Origin of the sequence: Motiliproteus sp. (assembly GCF_965230735.1) — a bacterium.
Taxonomy (GTDB): Bacteria; Pseudomonadota; Gammaproteobacteria; order Pseudomonadales; family Balneatricaceae; genus Motiliproteus.
In genome coordinates, this window is the sequence record NZ_OZ246016.1 from 3,869,722 (window position 1) to 3,887,659 (window position 17,938).

At 58.9% G+C, this 17,938-nt stretch carries 15 protein-coding genes; 2 read left to right on the forward strand and 13 right to left on the reverse strand.

Annotated features, from left to right (window positions below):
- Positions 1-41: 41 nt before the first annotated feature.
- Positions 42-968 carry an electron transfer flavoprotein subunit alpha/FixB family protein gene (locus ACO05M_RS17975; protein WP_421866139.1) on the reverse strand — a complete coding sequence of 309 codons (927 nt, stop codon included), beginning with the start codon at positions 966-968 and terminating at the stop codon, positions 42-44.
- 2 nt (positions 969-970) lie between these two features.
- Positions 971-1,720 carry an electron transfer flavoprotein subunit beta/FixA family protein gene (locus ACO05M_RS17980; RefSeq protein WP_421866141.1) on the reverse strand — a complete coding sequence of 250 codons (750 nt, stop codon included), beginning with the start codon at positions 1,718-1,720 and terminating at the stop codon, positions 971-973.
- 259 nt (positions 1,721-1,979) lie between these two features.
- On the opposite strand from ACO05M_RS17980, the gene ACO05M_RS17985 reads away from it, so the two are divergent.
- Positions 1,980-3,638 carry an electron transfer flavoprotein-ubiquinone oxidoreductase gene (locus ACO05M_RS17985; protein WP_421866144.1) on the forward strand — a complete coding sequence of 553 codons (1,659 nt, stop codon included), beginning with the start codon at positions 1,980-1,982 and terminating at the stop codon, positions 3,636-3,638.
- A 165-nt stretch (positions 3,639-3,803) separates the two neighbouring features.
- A complete protein-coding gene (locus tag ACO05M_RS17990; RefSeq protein ID WP_421866147.1) occupies positions 3,804-5,405 on the forward strand; it encodes an ATP-binding protein in 1,602 nt (533 codons plus the stop codon).
- Between the two features lie 28 nt (positions 5,406-5,433).
- Here the strand turns inward: ACO05M_RS17990 and recJ are convergent, their stop codons facing one another.
- The 11 genes from recJ to ACO05M_RS18045 all read right to left on the reverse strand — a co-directional run bounded on the left by recJ (position 5,434) and on the right by ACO05M_RS18045 (position 17,879).
- Positions 5,434-7,182 carry a single-stranded-DNA-specific exonuclease RecJ gene (gene recJ / locus ACO05M_RS17995; RefSeq protein WP_421866150.1) on the reverse strand — a complete coding sequence of 583 codons (1,749 nt, stop codon included), beginning with the start codon at positions 7,180-7,182 and terminating at the stop codon, positions 5,434-5,436.
- A 53-nt stretch (positions 7,183-7,235) separates the two neighbouring features.
- Positions 7,236-8,096, reverse strand: a complete 861-nt coding sequence (locus tag ACO05M_RS18000; protein ID WP_421866152.1) for a YdcF family protein — start codon at positions 8,094-8,096, stop codon at positions 7,236-7,238.
- Between the two features lie 68 nt (positions 8,097-8,164).
- Positions 8,165-9,583 (reverse strand): threonine synthase, encoded by a 1,419-nt coding sequence (gene thrC / locus ACO05M_RS18005; RefSeq protein WP_421866155.1) that lies wholly within the window; start codon positions 9,581-9,583, stop codon positions 8,165-8,167.
- A 52-nt stretch (positions 9,584-9,635) separates the two neighbouring features.
- Complete coding sequence (locus ACO05M_RS18010) at positions 9,636-10,940, reverse strand: homoserine dehydrogenase (RefSeq protein ID WP_421870793.1); 1,305 nt, start codon at positions 10,938-10,940, stop codon at positions 9,636-9,638.
- A 176-nt stretch (positions 10,941-11,116) separates the two neighbouring features.
- Entirely contained in the window at positions 11,117-11,740 is a 624-nt protein-coding gene (locus tag ACO05M_RS18015; protein ID WP_421866158.1) for a trimeric intracellular cation channel family protein, read from the reverse strand.
- A 132-nt stretch (positions 11,741-11,872) separates the two neighbouring features.
- A complete protein-coding gene (locus ACO05M_RS18020; protein ID WP_421866161.1) occupies positions 11,873-13,393 on the reverse strand; it encodes a fumarate hydratase in 1,521 nt (506 codons plus the stop codon).
- Between the two features lie 186 nt (positions 13,394-13,579).
- The gene (locus ACO05M_RS18025) at positions 13,580-14,452 is read right to left on the reverse strand and encodes a prenyltransferase (protein WP_421866164.1); all 873 of its coding nucleotides are present in this window, start codon (positions 14,450-14,452) and stop codon (positions 13,580-13,582) included.
- Positions 14,453-14,456: 4 nt separating this feature from the next.
- A complete protein-coding gene (gene yegQ, locus ACO05M_RS18030; protein ID WP_421866167.1) occupies positions 14,457-15,839 on the reverse strand; it encodes a tRNA 5-hydroxyuridine modification protein YegQ in 1,383 nt (460 codons plus the stop codon).
- Between the two features lie 38 nt (positions 15,840-15,877).
- Complete coding sequence (thpR, locus tag ACO05M_RS18035; RefSeq protein ID WP_421866170.1) at positions 15,878-16,486, reverse strand: RNA 2',3'-cyclic phosphodiesterase; 609 nt, start codon at positions 16,484-16,486, stop codon at positions 15,878-15,880.
- Between the two features lie 91 nt (positions 16,487-16,577).
- Positions 16,578-17,537 (reverse strand): hypothetical protein, encoded by a 960-nt coding sequence (locus ACO05M_RS18040; protein WP_421866172.1) that lies wholly within the window; start codon positions 17,535-17,537, stop codon positions 16,578-16,580.
- A gap of 105 nt (positions 17,538-17,642) precedes the next feature.
- A complete protein-coding gene (locus ACO05M_RS18045; protein ID WP_421866175.1) occupies positions 17,643-17,879 on the reverse strand; it encodes a TIGR02647 family protein in 237 nt (78 codons plus the stop codon).
- Positions 17,880-17,938 lie beyond the last annotated feature (59 nt).

Consider the following 17,938-nt stretch of genomic DNA (forward strand, 5'->3'; position numbering starts at 1 on the left):
GCGTGAAGCGCCCCCAGGGCCGCTTCTCATTGCTGCGCAAATTACAGCTTGGATTCCAGCTCCGGAACCGCTTCGAACAGGTCGGCAACCAGACCGTAATCGGCAACCGAGAAGATCGGGGCCTCTTCGTCCTTGTTGATCGCAACGATGAACTTGGAGTCCTTCATACCGGCCAGGTGCTGGATCGCACCGGAGATACCGACGGCGATGTAGAGTTCCGGCGCAACGATCTTACCGGTCTGACCCACCTGCATATCGTTGGGAACGAAGCCAGCGTCAACCGCAGCACGGGAGGCACCAACGGCGGCACCCAGCTTGTCGGCCACCTTCTCAAGCAGCTCAAAGTTTTCGCCATTACCCATACCGCGACCACCGGAAATGATGACGCTGGCAGCGGTCAGCTCAGGACGATCGGACTGGGCCAGCTCTTCCTTAACGAAGGCGGACTTGCCGGCATCGCAAGCGGCGGAAACGGTTTCAACGCTGGCACTGCCATCGGTCGCAGCCGCGTCGAAGGCGGTGGAGCGAACGGTGATCACCTTAACGGCGTCGCTTGACTGCACGGTCGCGATCGCGTTACCGGCGTAGATCGGACGCTGGAAGGTATCGGCGCTCTCGACCGCAATGATGTCGGAGATCTGTGCCACGTCCAGCTTGGCGGCAACCCGCGGCATGAAGTTCTTGCCGGTGGTGGTGGCGGAAGCCAGGATGTGGCTGTAACCGTCGGCCAGCTCCAGTACCAGCAGCGCCAGGTTCTCGGCCAGCTGATGGGCATAAGCTGCGTTGTCGGCAACCAGGACCTTGTTGACGCCGGCGATCTTGGCGGCCTCTTCGGCGGCGGCGCCACAGTTTTCGCCTGCAACCAGCAGGTCGATGTCACCACCGATCTGTTGGGCAGCGGCGACGGTGTTCAGGGTTGCTCCTTTCAGAGCAGCGTTGTCGTGTTCTGCAATTACCAGGATACCCATGATTAAATCACCTTCGCTTCGTTCTTCAGTTTCTCGACCAGCTCGTCCACGCTACCGACGATGATGCCTGCCTGGCGCTCGGCCGGCGGCTCAACCTTCAGGACCTTCAGACGGGCGGCGGTTTCAACGCCGTAGTCAGCCGGTGTTTTGGTGTCCAGCGGCTTACGCTTGGCCTTCATGATGTTCGGCAGTGAGGCATAACGCGGCTCGTTCAGACGCAGGTCGGTGGTGACGATCGCCGGCAGATCCAGCGATACGGTCTGCAGACCGCCGTCGATTTCACGGGTTACGGCCACTTTACCGTCGGCAACTTCAACCTCGGAGGCGAAGGTACCCTGCGGCATTTCGGTCAACGCACCCAGCATCTGGCCAGTCTGGTTGTTGTCGGAATCGATCGACTGCTTACCCAGAATAACCAGACCCGGCTGCTCCTCTTCGACCACCTTGGCCAGCAGCTTGGCAACTGCCAGTGATTCCAGGTCTTCGTCGGTTTCGATCTGGATACCACGGTCGGCGCCCAGGGCCAGCGCGGTACGGATCTGCTCCTGGCAGCTCTTCGGACCGATGGAAACAACCACGATCTCTTCTGCGACACCGGCTTCCTTAAGACGGACCGCCTCTTCCACGGCGATTTCGCAGAACGGGTTCATCGCCATTTTGACGTTCGCCAGGTCGACCCCGGACTGATCACTCTTGACGCGGACCTTGACGTTGTAGTCGATCACGCGCTTCACGGATACTAGAACTTTCATAGAGTTCCTCGTTTTGTTGCCAACCCTTGCTTGAGGGCGCCTGATGAAAGAACGCCTGAGTCGTTCTGCTCAGGCGCTGTCGAATCGTTACTTAGCAGAGACTAAGTGATTTCCCTAGGAAAGTACCATTCGCATTTGGTCGATGCAAATGGTTCTTGCAAAAAATAGGGGTTTTTACTTAGAATGCCATCCAACCCGAGTGAGCCCTTCGACAGAAAGCGCGCTAACTCACGCTAAAACAGAGAAAACTGAACAGGAGATGGCTGTGGAACGCGAATCGATGGAGTTTGATGTCGTCATTGTAGGCGCAGGACCGGCAGGTCTGTCCGCCGCATGCCGACTGATGCAGCAGGCCCAGGCCAACGAACAGGAACTGATGGTTTGTGTGGTTGAGAAAGGCTCCGAAGTCGGTGCCCATATCCTCTCCGGTGCGGTATTCGAGCCGCGCGCCCTGGACGAACTGTTCCCGGACTGGAAAGACCAGGGTCTGGCGCTGGGCGAACCGGTTACCGGTGATGAAATCTACCTGTTCAAAGATGAGCAGAAAGCCCAACTGATGCCCAACAGCTTTGTGCCCAAGACCATGCACAATGAAGGCAACTATGTGATCAGCCTGGGCAACCTGTGCCGCTGGCTGGCCGAGCAGGCCGAGTCGATGGGCGTGGAAATCTTCCCCGGCTTTGCCGCGGCGGAAGTGCTCTATCACGAAGACGGCTCGGTCAAGGGTGTTGCCACCGGTGACATGGGTGTCGGCGAAGACGGCGAACCCAAAGACAGCTACATGCCCGGCATGGAACTGCACGCCAAGTACACCCTGTTCACCGAAGGCTGCCGCGGTCACCTGGGCAAGGAACTGCTGAGCAAGTTCGAACTGGACAAGGATTCCGATCCGCAGCATTACGGCATCGGTATCAAGGAGCTTTGGGATATCGATCCGGCCAAGCATAAGCCTGGTCTGGTTATCCACGGCGCCGGCTGGCCGCTGGGCAAGAACGCCCCGGGTGGTTCGTTCCTGTATCACGCCGAGAACAACCAGGTCGTACTGGGTCTGATCACCGACCTGAGCTACAGCAACCCGCACCTGAGCCCGTTCGACGAGATGCAACGAATGAAGCACCACCCGGTGTTCAAGCAGTACCTCGAAGGCGGCAAGCGGGTCTCCTACGGTGCCCGCGCCATCGCCAAGGGCGGCTTCAACTCCCTGCCGAAGATGACCTTCCCGGGCGGCCTGCTGCTGGGTTGCGACGCCGGCACCCTGAACTTCGCCAAGATCAAGGGCAGCCACACCGCCATGAAGAGCGGCATGATCGCCGCCGACACCCTGGCCGAAGTCTTCAAAGCCGGTAACGAGGGCGGCGATGATCTGAGCCAGTTCACCGACAACCTGAAGGGCAGCTGGCTCTACGACGAGCTGTACCGCTCACGCAACTTCGGTCCGGCGATGCACAAGTTCGGCATGACCCTGGGCGGCGCCTTCAACTACATCGATCAGAACTGGTTCGGCGGCAAGATCCCGGTCACGCTGCACGACACCAACCCGGATTACGCCCAGATGAAGCCGGCGTCCGAGTGTCCGAAGATCGACTACCCCAAGCCCGATGGCACGATCAGCTTCGACAAGCTGTCGTCGGTATTCCTGTCCAACACCAACCATGAGGAAGACCAGCCCTGCCACCTCAAGCTCAAGGATGCCAGCATCCCGCTGGAGCGTAATCTGCCGATGTTCGACGAGCCGGCTCAGCGCTACTGTCCGGCCGGTGTCTATGAAGTGGTTGTGGAGGATGACGGCAGCAAGCGCTTCCAGATCAACTCGCAGAACTGTGTTCACTGCAAAACCTGCGATATCAAGGATCCATCCCAGAACATTACCTGGGTGGTTCCGGAAGGTGCCGGCGGGCCGAATTACCCCAACATGTAATCCGCCTTCTCCCCCTCAAGGCCGGCCATTGCCGGCCTTGTTATTTTCTGCGCCGAGTAAATCTCAAAAAAGCACCTAATCTCGCTAGAGTTTTTCCGCTTTAGCCGAATCTCTGCTAAGGTCCAGTTAATCGCATCAACGTGTTACCGGTCGGACCCTGCCCGTGTGTTGAAACACTACCTGAAATTACGCCAGAACAATCTTCTCTCTTATCGGTTGCTGGTCTACATCGTACTCTGCAGTACCCTGCTGGCTATCCTCAGTACCGCGATTCAGCTGTTCTGGGATTACCGCAAAGACCTGGGCGATATCGAGCGTGGACTTCAGTCGATCGAAGCCAGTTATCTGGATTCGCTGGCCTCCAGTCTGTGGAAGCTCGATAAGGATCAGATCGGGATTCAGCTCGACGGCATTATGAAGCTGCAGGACATCGGCTATGCCTCGATCACCGAGATCGTGGCCGATAGCGAAGAGGCGATCTTTTTCCGTGGCGACACCGACGCCGAGATGCCGATTCAGCGCCAGTTCGAACTCTACTACCGCGATACCCTGGTCGGCCGCCTCAAAGTGGGCGCCACCCTCGATAACGTCTACCTGCGACTGATCGAGAAGTTCTTCATCATTCTCGGCAGCCAGACTATCAAGACCTTCCTGGTGTCGATCTGCATCCTGCTAGTGGTCCATTATCTGGTGATCACCCACCTGACTTCATTGGCCCGTTACACCCGCCGGATCGGGCTCGACAACCTGGATGAAGAGATCAGTCTGGAATCCAGTCTGCTACGACGCGGCGGCGAAGATTCGTTGGATCAACTGGCCGAAACCCTGAATCAGATGCGGGTTAATATTCGACGGCAGTTGCAGGCCAAGAAACGCGCCCAACAGCAGCTCGAGCAACTCAACGAAGAGCTGGAGCAGCGGGTCAAGTACCGTACCGCCACCCTAAAACACACCAACGACCGACTCACCGAAGCTCTGGATGAGCTGACTCAAACCAAGGATCGCCTGGTCGAGAGTGAAAAGATGGCGGCCCTGGGCGAGCTGGTCAGCGGTATTGCCCAAGAGATAGAAAGGCCGCTGAGCCAGGGCATGAGCCTGTCGGAACAGGTCATCAACCGGCTCGACGAGCCGCGCCAGATCGACAATGCCAGCGCCATGAGCCTGTGCAAGCAGGTCGATCAGGTCCATGATCAGCTGGGCAAGATCAGCGAACTGATGAAGGCGTTCCGACTGATCGCCGTCGACCCGGCCAAACTGACCCCCCAGCGGGTCAAACTCACCGAGCTGTTCAGCCAATTGGAACACCAAGTGGCCGAACGGCTGCTACGCCATCACGTACGGATCGAAGTCGACTGTGACGACAGCCTGGAGCTGATCTCCTATCCCGATAGCCTGAGACAGATCTTCAACCAGTTGATCAGCAATTCTCTTCAACACGGCTTCGGCCCCGAACATGGCCGCAACGATGCCCTGATCAGCATTCAAGCCAGCCATCACAGCGACGGTGTTGAGATCAGCTATCGGGATAACGGTATCGGCATCCCCGAGCAGGTTCTGCCTCGGGTATTCGAGCCTTTCGTCGCCAGTCGCGGTGAGCGCGGCGGCAGCGGCCTGGGTACACATGTGGTCTACCGCCTGGTCACCGGCCTGCTACAGGGCAAGATCGACTGCCATAACCGCCGTGGTGAAGGGGTTGAGTTCCAGATCAAAGTCCCACTTCGACCCCACACGCCCGACCCGCATCAGGATGACGACGACCTCTGGTAACCCACCGAGTCGACTCTGAACCACGGGATTAGGACGCCAGCGGCTCCAGATAGTCGACCATCAACTGCGGCGACACCCGACCACGAAATTCGTTGATATCGAGCTTGAACGCGACCCGGGCCCGCTGCGACTGACTGGGCCAGAGTTCCAGGTCCACATTGAACGCGATCGCGTCGATACAGAAGCCGCTGACAACCCCCTGCTCGACCGGCGCCAGCACCAGCTTCAGATGACGCTCACCAACGATCCGCTGCTGCACCAGTTCAAACTCACCGTCGAACAGCGGTTCCGGGAACTGCTGCCCCCAGGGACCACCGTCGCGCAGCTGCCGTGCCATCTCCAGGTTCATCTCGGCCGCCGTCATGGCGCCATCGCTTTCAATCCTTGCCTGTAGCTGCTCTGCCGACAGTTGACGCCGGACCTCGGTATCAAATGCGCGGCTGAAGCGCTCAAACTTATCCCGTTCCAGACTCATCCCCGCGGCCATCGCGTGGCCGCCGTACTTGGCCAGCAGGTCCGGCTCCCGGGCTTCTACCGCGGCCAGCACATCACGGATATGCAAACCGGGAATCGAGCGGGCTGAGCCTTTGATCATGCCGCCTTCAGCCTCGGCAAACGCGATCACCGGGCGGTGCAGCCGCTCCTTGATCCGGGAAGCCAGAATTCCGATCACCCCTTCGTGCCAGTCCGGCTCGAACAGGCAAACCCCATAAGGCAGCTCGGTTTTGTCGTCGAGGCTGATCTGATCGAGAACTTTCAACGCCTGACGCTGCATCTGTTGCTCGATCTGTTTTCTGTCCTGGTTCAGCTCGTCGAGCTGCAACGCCAGCGCACGGGCCTCGGGCTCGGATCGGCTCAACAGACACTCGATCCCAATCGACATATCCTCCAACCGTCCGGCCGCATTCAACCGTGGACCGATGGCAAAACCCAGATCGGTGGCCACCAGTTTATCGAGCTGGCGTGAGGCGATTTCAGCCAGCGCTTTAATTCCCGGCCGGCAACGACCGGCACGGATCCGCTTCAACCCCTGATCGACCAGAATCCGGTTGTTGTGATCCAGCGGCACCACATCGGCCACGGTGCCCAACGCCACCAGATCCAGGTAGTCGGCCATATTCGGCACCAGCTGCTGACGGCGCTCGAACCAGCCTCGGGTCTGCAACCGGCGGCAAACGGCGGTCATCACGTACCAGATCACCCCGACGCCGCAGGTATTCTTGGCGACAAAATCACAGCCATGCTGATTCGGGTTAACCAGCGCATCGGCCTCCGGCAATTCATCCCCGGGCAGGTGATGGTCGGTCACCACCACCTTGATACCCGCCTCTTTCGCCGCGCGGACACCGGCCACGCTGGAGATGCCGTTGTCGACGGTGATCAGCAGATCCGGCTGCTGTTGCTTCGCCACCGCGACAATTTCCGGTGACAGGCCGTAGCCATACTCGAACCGGTTCGGTACCAGATAACCGGCCCACTGCGCCCCCATCGCTCGCAATGCCGATACCGCCAGGGCACTGCTGGTGGCACCGTCACAATCAAAATCGCCCACCACCAGCAGCCGTTGCCCCGCTTCGATCGCATCGGCGATCAGTTCGGTCGCCGGCTCGATATCCCGCATCGTATGAAACGGCAGCAGCCCTTTCAGCGAATTATCGAGTTGCGTGGGAAGATCGACACCGCGACTGCTGTAGATTCGCGCCAACAGCGGCGACAAACCCGCTTCCAACAACGCCGGTTTGGCCTGATCATCACGTCTGACTATCTGTTTCTGCATCTGAACTCGGAAGTCCTTAATCAATTTCGGAGGCCACTGGCAAGCAGCCCGGCTCAGGAATCTGAGATCCCTGGCTGGAGCGCCAGCTGTTCACTCTCGTCTCCCGGTAGAAAACGGTAGGTCTTATCGGTCAACCAATAGGCCAACAGACCCACCCATTCCCGAGAGGCCATCATCAGGTCCTGCAGGTTACTGCTGAGGTTGAAATAGATCGGATCTTCACCCAGCGGCTGGCCACGGTAGTCCACCGGATAGGGCAGCACATCCCACCCCTGCTGCCGGAAGACGCCGACCGAACGCGGCATATGGAAGGCGGAGGTGACCAGCAGCCAGCGCCCTTCCAGGGCCGATTCCCCCAATTGCTGCCGCACCAGCTCGCGACTCAGGGTCCCGTTCTCATAGGTGTTGCGCGCCTCGCGTTCATACAGAACCCGATCCTCCAGACCGATGGCATCGAAATACAGCTTGGTGAAGTCCGCACCACGAATCTCCGGCTCGGTATGCCAGCCCGAACCACAGCTGTAGACGATCGGCAGGTCGCTGCGCTCCATCGCCAACTGCGGCACCGCCAGAATCCGATCGGCTGCATCGGTGAATTCGGCCCGTCGATGGTAGCGCATCGACGCCAGCTGTTCGGCCCCACCCAGGACGATAATACCCGACAGTGACTGACTCTGTAGCGGTCCGGGAGGCGGAAAGCGCTGCTCCAGCTGGTGTAGAAAAACCTGCCCCACCGGTACCAGTGCCACCAGCCAGATCATCGCCAACGACAGCCAGGCAAACAGCCTCGCCTGTCGCCGCTGCGTGTTCCAGCCCAGCACCAATACCGCCAGGGTCATGATCAACAGTAATAGGTGATCTGGTCGGGCGAAGGTCCAGATCACTTTCGACAGCATATAAAAAAGATTATCCATCTAAGGCCTGCGCAGACAAAAACGCCGGCGGTAAGGCCGGCGTTTGATGGATGGCTAGGAACACAAAATCAACCCAGCTGTTCAGCCATATGAGCATGAACCGCGGCCAGATCATTGTCCAGCACGGTGCAGCGTTCTTCACGATCGAACAGATCTTCCAGGTGATGCGGCAGCTCCGGCGATTTGAGACCAGCTTTGACCACCGGCTCCGGGAACTTGACCGGATGTGCAGTCGCCAGCGCCACCATCGGCGTCTCGCTGTCACGACGACACTCCTCAGCAGCCTTGACCCCGATCGCGGTGTGCGGATCGAGCAGCTCTTCACTGCGCTCAAACATCTCGGCGATGTAATCGATACAGCCTTCATCATCAAGGCGGTAACTGTCGAACAGCTCACGGGCCTTGGCCAGGCGTTCCGGCTCCAGCTCGGCACCCTGACCACCGTTCATGCGCGCCATCAGTTCACCGGTGGTCTTGCCGTCACGATCGTACAGATCGAACAGCAGCCGTTCGAAGTTGCTCGACACCATGATATCCATGCTCGGCGACAGGGTGTGGACCAGCTCCTGCGGCGAGTAGTCGTTGGCGCTGATGCAGCGGTGCAGGATGTCGTTGACGTTGGTGGCAACGACCAGCTGCTTGACCGGCAGCCCCATGCCCTTGGCCAGGTATCCGGCAAAGATATCGCCGAAGTTACCGGTCGGGACCGCGAAGGAGACTTCACGGTGCGGACCACCCAGGCTCAGGGAGGCGTGGAAGTAGTAAACGATCTGAGCCATGATCCGGGCCCAGTTGATCGAATTGACCGCCACCAGCTTGCGACCGCCGAGGAAGCTCTGGTCGGCAAAGCTCTGCTTCACCATCTGCTGGCAATCGTCGAAGTTACCCTTGATCGCCAGGTTGTGAATGTTGTCACCGATGATGGTGGTCATCTGCTTACGCTGCACGTCGGAAACGCGCTGATGCGGATGCAGAATAAACATATCGACGTTGTCGCAACGCTTACAGCCTTCGATCGCGGCCGAACCGGTATCGCCGGAGGTCGCGCCCATGATGACAACGCGTTCGTTACGCTTCTCCAGCACATAGTCGAGCAGTCGACCCAGCAGCTGCAGGGCGAAGTCCTTGAACGCCAGGGTCGGGCCGTGGAACAGTTCCAGCAGCCACAGGTTGCTGTCGAGCTGCTTCAATGGCGCGACGGCATCGTGGGTAAAGACATTCTTACCCTCAGTCTCACGGGCGGTGCCGTAAGTCTCGTCGATGATCGCGTCCAGGTCGGCCTGCGGAATGGTATCGGCAACAAAAGGCGCGATGACCTTCTTGGCCAGATCGGCGTAGGACAGCCCGGCCCAGGAGGCGATCTCCTCTTTGGAGAACTGCGGTAGCTGCTCCGGAACGTAGAGACCACCATCGGTGGCCAGTCCAGCCAACAAAACCTCTTCAAAATTCAGCGCAGGAGCCTGACCACGGGTACTGATATATTTCATGCGTTTTCTACCGTTAAAGCTGTCGATTGCACTCAAGGGAGCTTTCAAGAGATTACTGGGCGTCCAGCGCTTCGACCCGGATCCGGGTGACGCCGCCGTGGATCGACTCCAGGGCTTCGATCGCACTGATAGCGCGGTTCATCGCCGCTTCCTTCACCTTGTGGGTCACGATCACAACCGGCACCAGCTCTTCGGCGGTGTCGTGCTGGACGATGGCATCAATGCTGATCGACTGCTCGGCCAGAATCCGGGTAACGTCAGCCAGTACCCCCGGATGATCGATCGCCTGCATCCGCAGGTAGTAGGCAGTTTCAACTTCGTCCATCGGCAGCATCGGCAGATCCGACAGGCGAGACGGATGGAAGGCCAGGTGCGGTACACGGTTGGAGCTGTCGGCGGTCATCACCCGAACGGTGTCGACCAGATCGGCGATCACGGCCGAAGCGGTCGCTTCGGAACCGGCACCGGCGCCGTAGTACAGGGTCGGGCCGACGGCGTCAGCATCGACCAGTACCGCGTTCATCACGCCATCAACATTGGCGATCAGGCGTTTCTCCGGGATCAGGGTCGGGTGAACCCGCAGCTCGATCCCCTCTTCGGTGCGACGAGTCACACCCAGGTGCTTGATCCGGTAGCCCAGCTCTTCGGCATAGTTCACATCATCGGTGGTGACCTTGCTGATCCCTTCGGTGTAGGCCTTGCTGAACTGCAGCGGCACACCGAACGCCAGTGAAGACAGGATGGTCAGCTTATGAGCCGCGTCGATACCCTCAACATCGAAGGTCGGATCGGCTTCGGCATAACCCAGCGCTTGGGCTTCGGCCAGCACATCTTCGAAATCACGACCCTTGTCGCGCATCTCGGTCAGGATGAAGTTGCCGGTGCCGTTGATGATGCCGGCAACCCAGTTGATGCTGTTGGCGGCCAGACCTTCACGGATCGCTTTAACGATCGGAATACCACCGGCGACGGAAGCTTCATAGGCCACGATGACGTTGTTGGCCTGAGCGGCTTCAAAGATTTCGTTGCCGTGCTCGGCGATCAATGCCTTGTTGGCGGTAACCACGTGCTTGCCGTTGGCGATCGCTTCGAGCACCAGCTCACGGGCGGTGTCGTAGCCGCCGATCAGCTCGACAACGATATCGATTTCAGGGTTACGGGCCACCTCAAAAATATCGCTGGTGGTCGGAATCTCGCTGGTATCCGCCGCCGGGTTCGGACGACGAGCGCCAATCTGAGCAACCTGAATCACCCGGCCTGCACGGCGGGAGATCTCTTCCTGGTTACGCGCGAGTACATTGAAGGTTCCGCTACCAACGGTACCCAGACCACAGATGCCAACATTGACCGGCTTCAAGCTCATTTTCTGGCCCTTAATCGATGAATCTCGCCTCCACCCGGAGGCCCTACACAAAAAGGCGGCCATTGTAGCAAAAAATCACCGCCAGGTGGCGGCTTGAGGCGCATTATCGGCGTCAATTATTTGCTACAAAACCATTAAAAAATAACAACAGACCGATGGCTCATCGGCCCTCAATCACGATGGTAGGCCGGTAGATTCCAACCAAACAGAATCGCCCCGCCACGCAGCACCAGCGCCGCCAAAAATCCGCCGATCAGCGCCATCCCTTCGGGTACCGCCAGCCACTCCAGCATCAGGTAGGTACTGGCGCCGGCCAGTGAGGCACTGACGTAGAGTTCGCGGGAGCTGAGTACCAGATCACTGCCACAGAGCACGTCGCGGATAATCCCGCCGAAACTGGCGGTCATGACCCCCATGCAGGCGGCGATCAGCAACGAGGCGCCGCTGCTCAGCGCGATCTGCGCACCGGTGACACTGAACAGCGCCATCCCGATCGCATCCATCCACAACAGGCTGCGGGTACGCGAGGCGATATAGGGCACCACAAAATAGGTCAGCACCGCCGCGCTCAGACTGATGGCCACATAAACCGGCTCGCGTACCCAATAGACCGGCGTGTTACCCAGCAGTAAGTCCCGCAAGGTGCCCCCGCCAAGCCCAGTGGCACAACCGATCAGCATAAAGCCGAGAATATCCATTTTCTGGCGCGCCGCATCCAACGCCCCGGATACGGCAAACACCGCGATTCCACTCAGCCCCAACACATTGACCACACTGTAAAGATCAATCTCCATCGGCACCTGCAAGGCAGTTTCTCCCCTAGCTGTTGTTTCGATCCGACTTAATGTTGCGTTCCGACTCAGACGCAACCAAAAACGCGGCCAGAAGGCCGCGTTGTTCGATCATCTAAGCTGAAGCTTAGCGATTTACTGGACCTCGACCACCTGAGCTTCGGCAATCTTCTGCTTCCAGGCCGCCGGACCGGTAATGTGGGCCGATTCGCCTTTGCTGTCCACCGCCACGGTAACCGGCATGTCCTTGACCTCAAACTCGTAGATCGCTTCCATGCCCAGTTCCGGGAAGGCGATGGTCTTGGAGCCCTTGATCGCCTTGGAAACCAGGTAAGCCGCACCGCCGACAGCCATCAGGTAGACCGACTTGTTGTCCTTGATCGCTTCGATCGCGACCGGACCCCGCTCGGCTTTACCGATCATGCCCATCAGCCCGGTGCTCTCGAGCACCTGACGGGTGAACTTGTCCATCCGGGTCGCCGTGGTCGGGCCCGCCGGACCCACCACTTCATCTCCGACCGGATCAACCGGGCCGACGTAATAGATAAAGCGACCTTTCAGGTCCACCGGCAGCTCTTCACCGGCATCCAGCATGCTGCACAGCTTCTTGTGAGCCGCGTCACGACCGGTCAGCATCTTGCCGTTCAGCAGCAACGTATCGCCGGTCTTCCAGGTCTCGATCTCTTCCTGGGTGATGTTATCCAGATCGACCCGCTTGGTGGTCGGGCCCACTTCGAAGGTGACTTCCGGCCAGTCGGACAGCGATGGCGGCGTCTGCAGCGCCGGGCCATCACCCTTCAGGGTGAAGTGGGCGTGACGGGTCGCAGCACAGTTCGGAATCATGCACACCGGCAGGGAGGCGGCATGGGTCGGGTAATCCTTGATCTTGATGTCGAGCACCGTGGTCAGACCGCCCAGACCCTGGGCACCGATACCCAGCTGGTTAACTTTTTCGAACAGCTCCAGACGCAGCTCTTCAACTGCGTTTTGCGGGCCACGCTCTTTCAGCTCGTGGATATCGATCGGATCCATCAGCGACTCTTTCGCCAATACCGCGGCCTTCTCGGCAGTACCACCGATACCCAGGCCCAGCATGCCCGGCGGACACCAGCCGGCCCCCATGGTCGGAACGGTCTTCAGGACCCAGTCGACGATGCTGTCGGACGGGTTCAGCATCACCATCTTGGACTTGTTCTCGGAACCGCCACCCTTGGCCGCCACCTGAACGTCAACCTCATCACCGGGCACCACTGACATGTGGATGACCGCCGGAGTGTTGTCCTTGGTGTTCTGGCGCTTGCCGGCCGGATCGGCCAGTACCGAGGCACGCAACACGTTGTCCGGGTGCAGGTAGGCACGACGAACACCCTCGTTGATCATCTCCTCGACGCTCATCTCGGCATCCCAGGTGACGTTCATCCCGATCTTGACGAACACGGTGACGATACCGGTGTCCTGACACAGCGGCCGGTGGCCTTCGGCACTCATGCGCGAGTTGATCAGGATCTGCGCCATCGCATCCTTGGCCGCCTGGGACTCCTCTTTCAGGTAGGCCTCATGGACCGCCTGTACAAAGTCTACCGGGTGGTAGTAGGAAATAAATTGCAGCGCATCGGCGACGCTCTCGATCAGGTCGTCTTGACGGATCACAGTCATGTTGTCGTTGTCTCCAGCTTCGCTGACGACCGACGGCCGCCGCGCGGTGGGTTATGAAAGAGGCATTCAGAGGTGGTCACGCCCTGAAAAGCAGCCTCCGATAGAAAACGGTGCCCAATTATACACAAAAGGTCTCGGGCTTAACGTCTCGCTTTGGTCTAAACGAAGCGCAGTGATAAGCCGGAATCAGAACGGCAGCAGACCGCCCAGATAGAGCAGCCCGAAAATCAACAGCAGCCTGCCGCTGGCGGGGGTCAATGCACGCCTGGCCTGAGGCTCGGCGTCGAGCAATTTCAGCAGTGCCGGCAGCAGCAATAGGCTCGGAAGCAGCGGCCAAAGGCGCAACAACAATTGCTGCTGCCACAGCACTAACGTCACCAAGTAAGCACTGGCTATCAACGCCAGGTAGAGTCTCTGCCCGTGGGCATAGCCCAACCGGACGGTCAGGGTTTTAACCCCGCGCTGACGATCCAGTTCCCAATCGCGCAATTCGTTGCTCAGCAACAACAGCGAGATCAACGCGCTGATCGGCAGCGACAGCCATAATTGACTCAACGTCAACGGGGCACCCATGGCGTGGCTTGCACCCAGCACCATCAACACCCCCATCAGCCAGAACACCAGCGGCACGCCCAGACCACGGCGTTTGTAGTGGATCGGCTCGACGCTGTAGCCCAGCGCACCTATCGCTCCCAGCGCACACAGTCCCAACAAGCTGAGGCCGACATCTGCCACCAGCCAGAATCCGATCAGGCTGCAGAAAACAAAGCAGCAGTAACCGAGCCGGGCATGGCGATGGATCCCTCGCCGACGCTCGGCAAAACGGTCATCCTGCAGCAGCGGCAGATCACCCAGATCATTGATCAGATTAACCCCGGCCTGGAGCGCTAAACCAGCCAGCAGGATGACCAGCGCTCGCCAACCGGAGCCGTACCCATCCAGCAGCGCCAGCGCCACACCCAAACCACAGGAGACCAGCGCCACCACCAGCGAGAACGGCCGTAACGATTGAAGCAGGCGCGGAGCGACCAGTTCCGTCTGGTCGCGGAAGTTATCCATCGAGTTAGCGGGTCGGTGCGTTATTGAGGTCGCGCATCAGCAGGGCGTAATCCAGATCGCCCTCTAACGGCACCGGAATACGCATCACATGGCCATTGCCAGGCGCCGCATCGACCGCCTGCCCCTTGCGGTTGATCATCTCTTCGAGCTTGAAGCGCAGGTTGCCCTGCGGCGTCATCAGCTCCAGGGTATCGCCCAGCTCGAAGCGGTTCTTGACGTCGATCTCGATCATACCGTCATGCTGGCCCATCACCTCACCGACAAACTGCTGGTGCACCCCGACCGAGTTGCCGGTTTCGTAGTTCTGATACTCGTCATGGACATGGCGGCGGTAGAACCCTTCGGTGTAGCCACGGTTGGCCAGGTTCTCCAGCACATCCATCAGCCCCTTATCGAAAGGTTTGCCGGCGGCCGCATCATCGATCGCCTGGCGGTAGGCCTGGGCGGTGCGGGCGACGTAGTAGTGGGACTTGGTCCGCCCTTCGATCTTCAACGAGTGAACGCCCATCTCGGTCAGGCGCTGCACGTGCTGGATTGCACGCAGATCTTTGGAGTTCATGATGTAGGTGCCGTGCTCGTCCTCGAACGCCGGCATGTATTCACCTGGACGGGTCTCCTCCTGCAACAGGAATATCTTGTCGGTGGGCTTGCCCTCACCCAGCTGCGGAGCCGGTTGCGCATCACTGGATTGCGCTTCGGCGTTGGGATCGAAATCCTGCACCGGGACAGAGTCTTTCACCGGTATAAAATCGCCGGATTCGTCCTGCTTGGCCTCGTGGGCATCGTATTTCCAACGGCAGGTGTTGGTGCAGGTGCCCTGGTTCGGATCCCGATGGTTGATATAACCCGACAGCAGGCAACGGCCGGAATAGGCGATGCAGAGCGCACCGTGGACGAACACCTCCAGCTCCATCTCCGGACACTGCTGACGGATCTCCTCGATCTCGTCCAGCGACAGCTCCCGGGACAGAATCACCCGCTCGATCCCGACGCTGTGCCAGAACTTGACCGTGGCCCAGTTCATCGCATTGGCCTGCACCGACAGATGGATCGGCACCTCGGGCCAGCGCTCGCGGACCATCATGATCAAGCCCGGGTCGGACATGATCAGCGCGTCGGGCTTCATCGCCACCACCGGCTCCATGTCGGCCATGTAGGTTTTCAGCTTGGAATTATGCGGCGCGATATTGCTGGCGACGTAGAATTTCTTACCCCGGGAATGGGCCAGCTCGATGCCCCGCTCGAGGTTTTCCAGCTTAAAGTCGTTGTTGCGCACCCGCAGGCTGTAGCGAGGTTGACCGGCGTAGACCGCGTCAGCTCCGTAAGCGAAGGCGTAACGCATGTTCTTAAAGGTACCGGCCGGGGACAGTAGTTCAGGAGTAAACATTAACAATCTCAATTAACAACAAACGGAAGATCGCCGGATTAAAGCTGTTCGGTCAGCTCAACACCGGTGTCATGGTGAAGCGGCGCCGTCAGCGGCACCTCAAATAGCGGCGTATAGATCGAGCCATGCTCGCTTGGCAGACTCTGAAACAGTACCACCGAGTCCGCCAGTAACGGCATCTCGAATTGCGGCCAACTCGCGTCTGAGTCGGCCCGATGGTCTCCCTTCAGCCGTGCCAGGGTAATGTGGGGGCGGAAATCCGGCTCATCGACACAGAGCCCAACCCGTTCAACCACCTGAGCCATGCGCTGCTGCAGCGCCAACAGCTCAGCGTCCGCCTGAGCCAACACGGCCAGGACGGTCAGGGCGGAATTGACCTGAAGATAGTCACTACCCTGCAACTGAACCTGAAACGATCCCTGACCTTGAAGCGCGTCCTTGGCCTGCTGCTCCAACGCCGCCACCTGATCGAGGCTGATATCGCCCAGAAAACAGAGGGTCAGGTGATAGCTGTCGGAATCCGACCAACGCAGCAAGTCTTGACGATCCGCCTCCAGCCCCAGCGCGCCGAGGCTATCGGCGTGGTCGGCCAGTCGACGTATCGACCCGAGTTTAAGCGGTATCGCGAAAAAAGATCGAATCGACATTCAGTTTACGGCGGACAGGTGTGAACAGAGGATAGGAATCGGCATTGTTTCACCTGTACAAAAAACAATCAAGCCTTCCCACTCACCCCAGCTACTGCTGAGGTGCCGGGGCGCGCTGCAAATTATCCAGCTGTTTGCCCAAGCGCACCAATTGCGAATTGACCTGCTTGCGGAAGCTGTTGATCGCAGCAATGGCGCGCTGCTGATCTTTCAGCGTATCCGCCACACTTTGTGGTACCTGAGGGTTTTTCTGCAGCGCAGCCAGCTGCTGCTCCATGGAGGTCAGTTGCGTATCCTGCAGCGCATCCAGCTCCTGATTAGCCTGATCACGTAGTTGCAGCTGCGATTCGAGTCCCCGAATCATCTGCTGATCTTGCTGCCGCTGCTGCTGCAGCTTAGCCAGCTCCTGCTGCAGTTCTGTGCGGGATTGATCGATCAACTTCGCCTGCTGCTGTCCCTGCTGCTGCAACGCGTCACTCTGTTTACCCAATTCGGTCGTACTGCTATCCAGCGTCTTGATCGATTTCTCCAGCTCAACACTGGTCGCCTGCAGCGCCTTCAGCGTCTTGTCCAGCTCGGCAACCGCCTGATCGACTTCGGCGATCTTGGGTTTATTGCGCTGATAGGAGACAGTCCACAGCTTGGCCAGCTCCGAATCCACATGCTTGATCCGCTTCTCGCCGTCAAACAGGAACTTTTTCATCTGCCCCTGCAGGGCGGCCCCGGATTTGCTGGCGTTTTGATCGGTGGTGTTGATCAAACCCTCCAGATCCGTCAGGCGCTGGTTGGCCAGAATCAACTCTCGCTGCAAGCGATTGAAATGCTCCAGTCCCCAGTAACCACCAGCCCCGATAACCAGAATCAAGACTAAGACCAGCCAGGACATCAAACGGCTATCACCGCGTCCCGAAGTCGCGCCGGGCGCGTCAACGCTGGCCTGATGACGGGCCGAAGAGGCGGTTTTGTCTAGTGTCGGGATGGAAGGTTTGTCCAGCGAGTCATCCGCCGGACCCAATTCAGGGATATCAGAAAAATCGTCTTCGCGGGTCACTAACGGGCTGCTCCAGTACGACCAAAATTATCGAAGGGTATCGAATCGAGTAACGTCATCAACCTGTCCGGCACACCGATTCTCGGCGGGCCGTTTAAGGAGAATTTACTCCAGCGCACCGAGCACCCGCATCAGAGACTCAGCCGCTTCATGACCACGATCGGTCAGATAACCGCCGTCATCCTGAGTGATCATTCCCTTATCGAACAGACGCTGTGCCGCACCGATCACATCCACCGGAGCGTCATGGTGGATTTTAAGGCCGCTCTGCAGCGAGTTAAGGCTAAAGCGGGCCAACAGTTCCAGTTCGGCGATGGTTTCAGCGGCAAATCGTGCTGACATGGTGGAAAACTCCTAGACGAAATTAGCGTTCAGGATAAACATCTGCCCTCAAACACTCA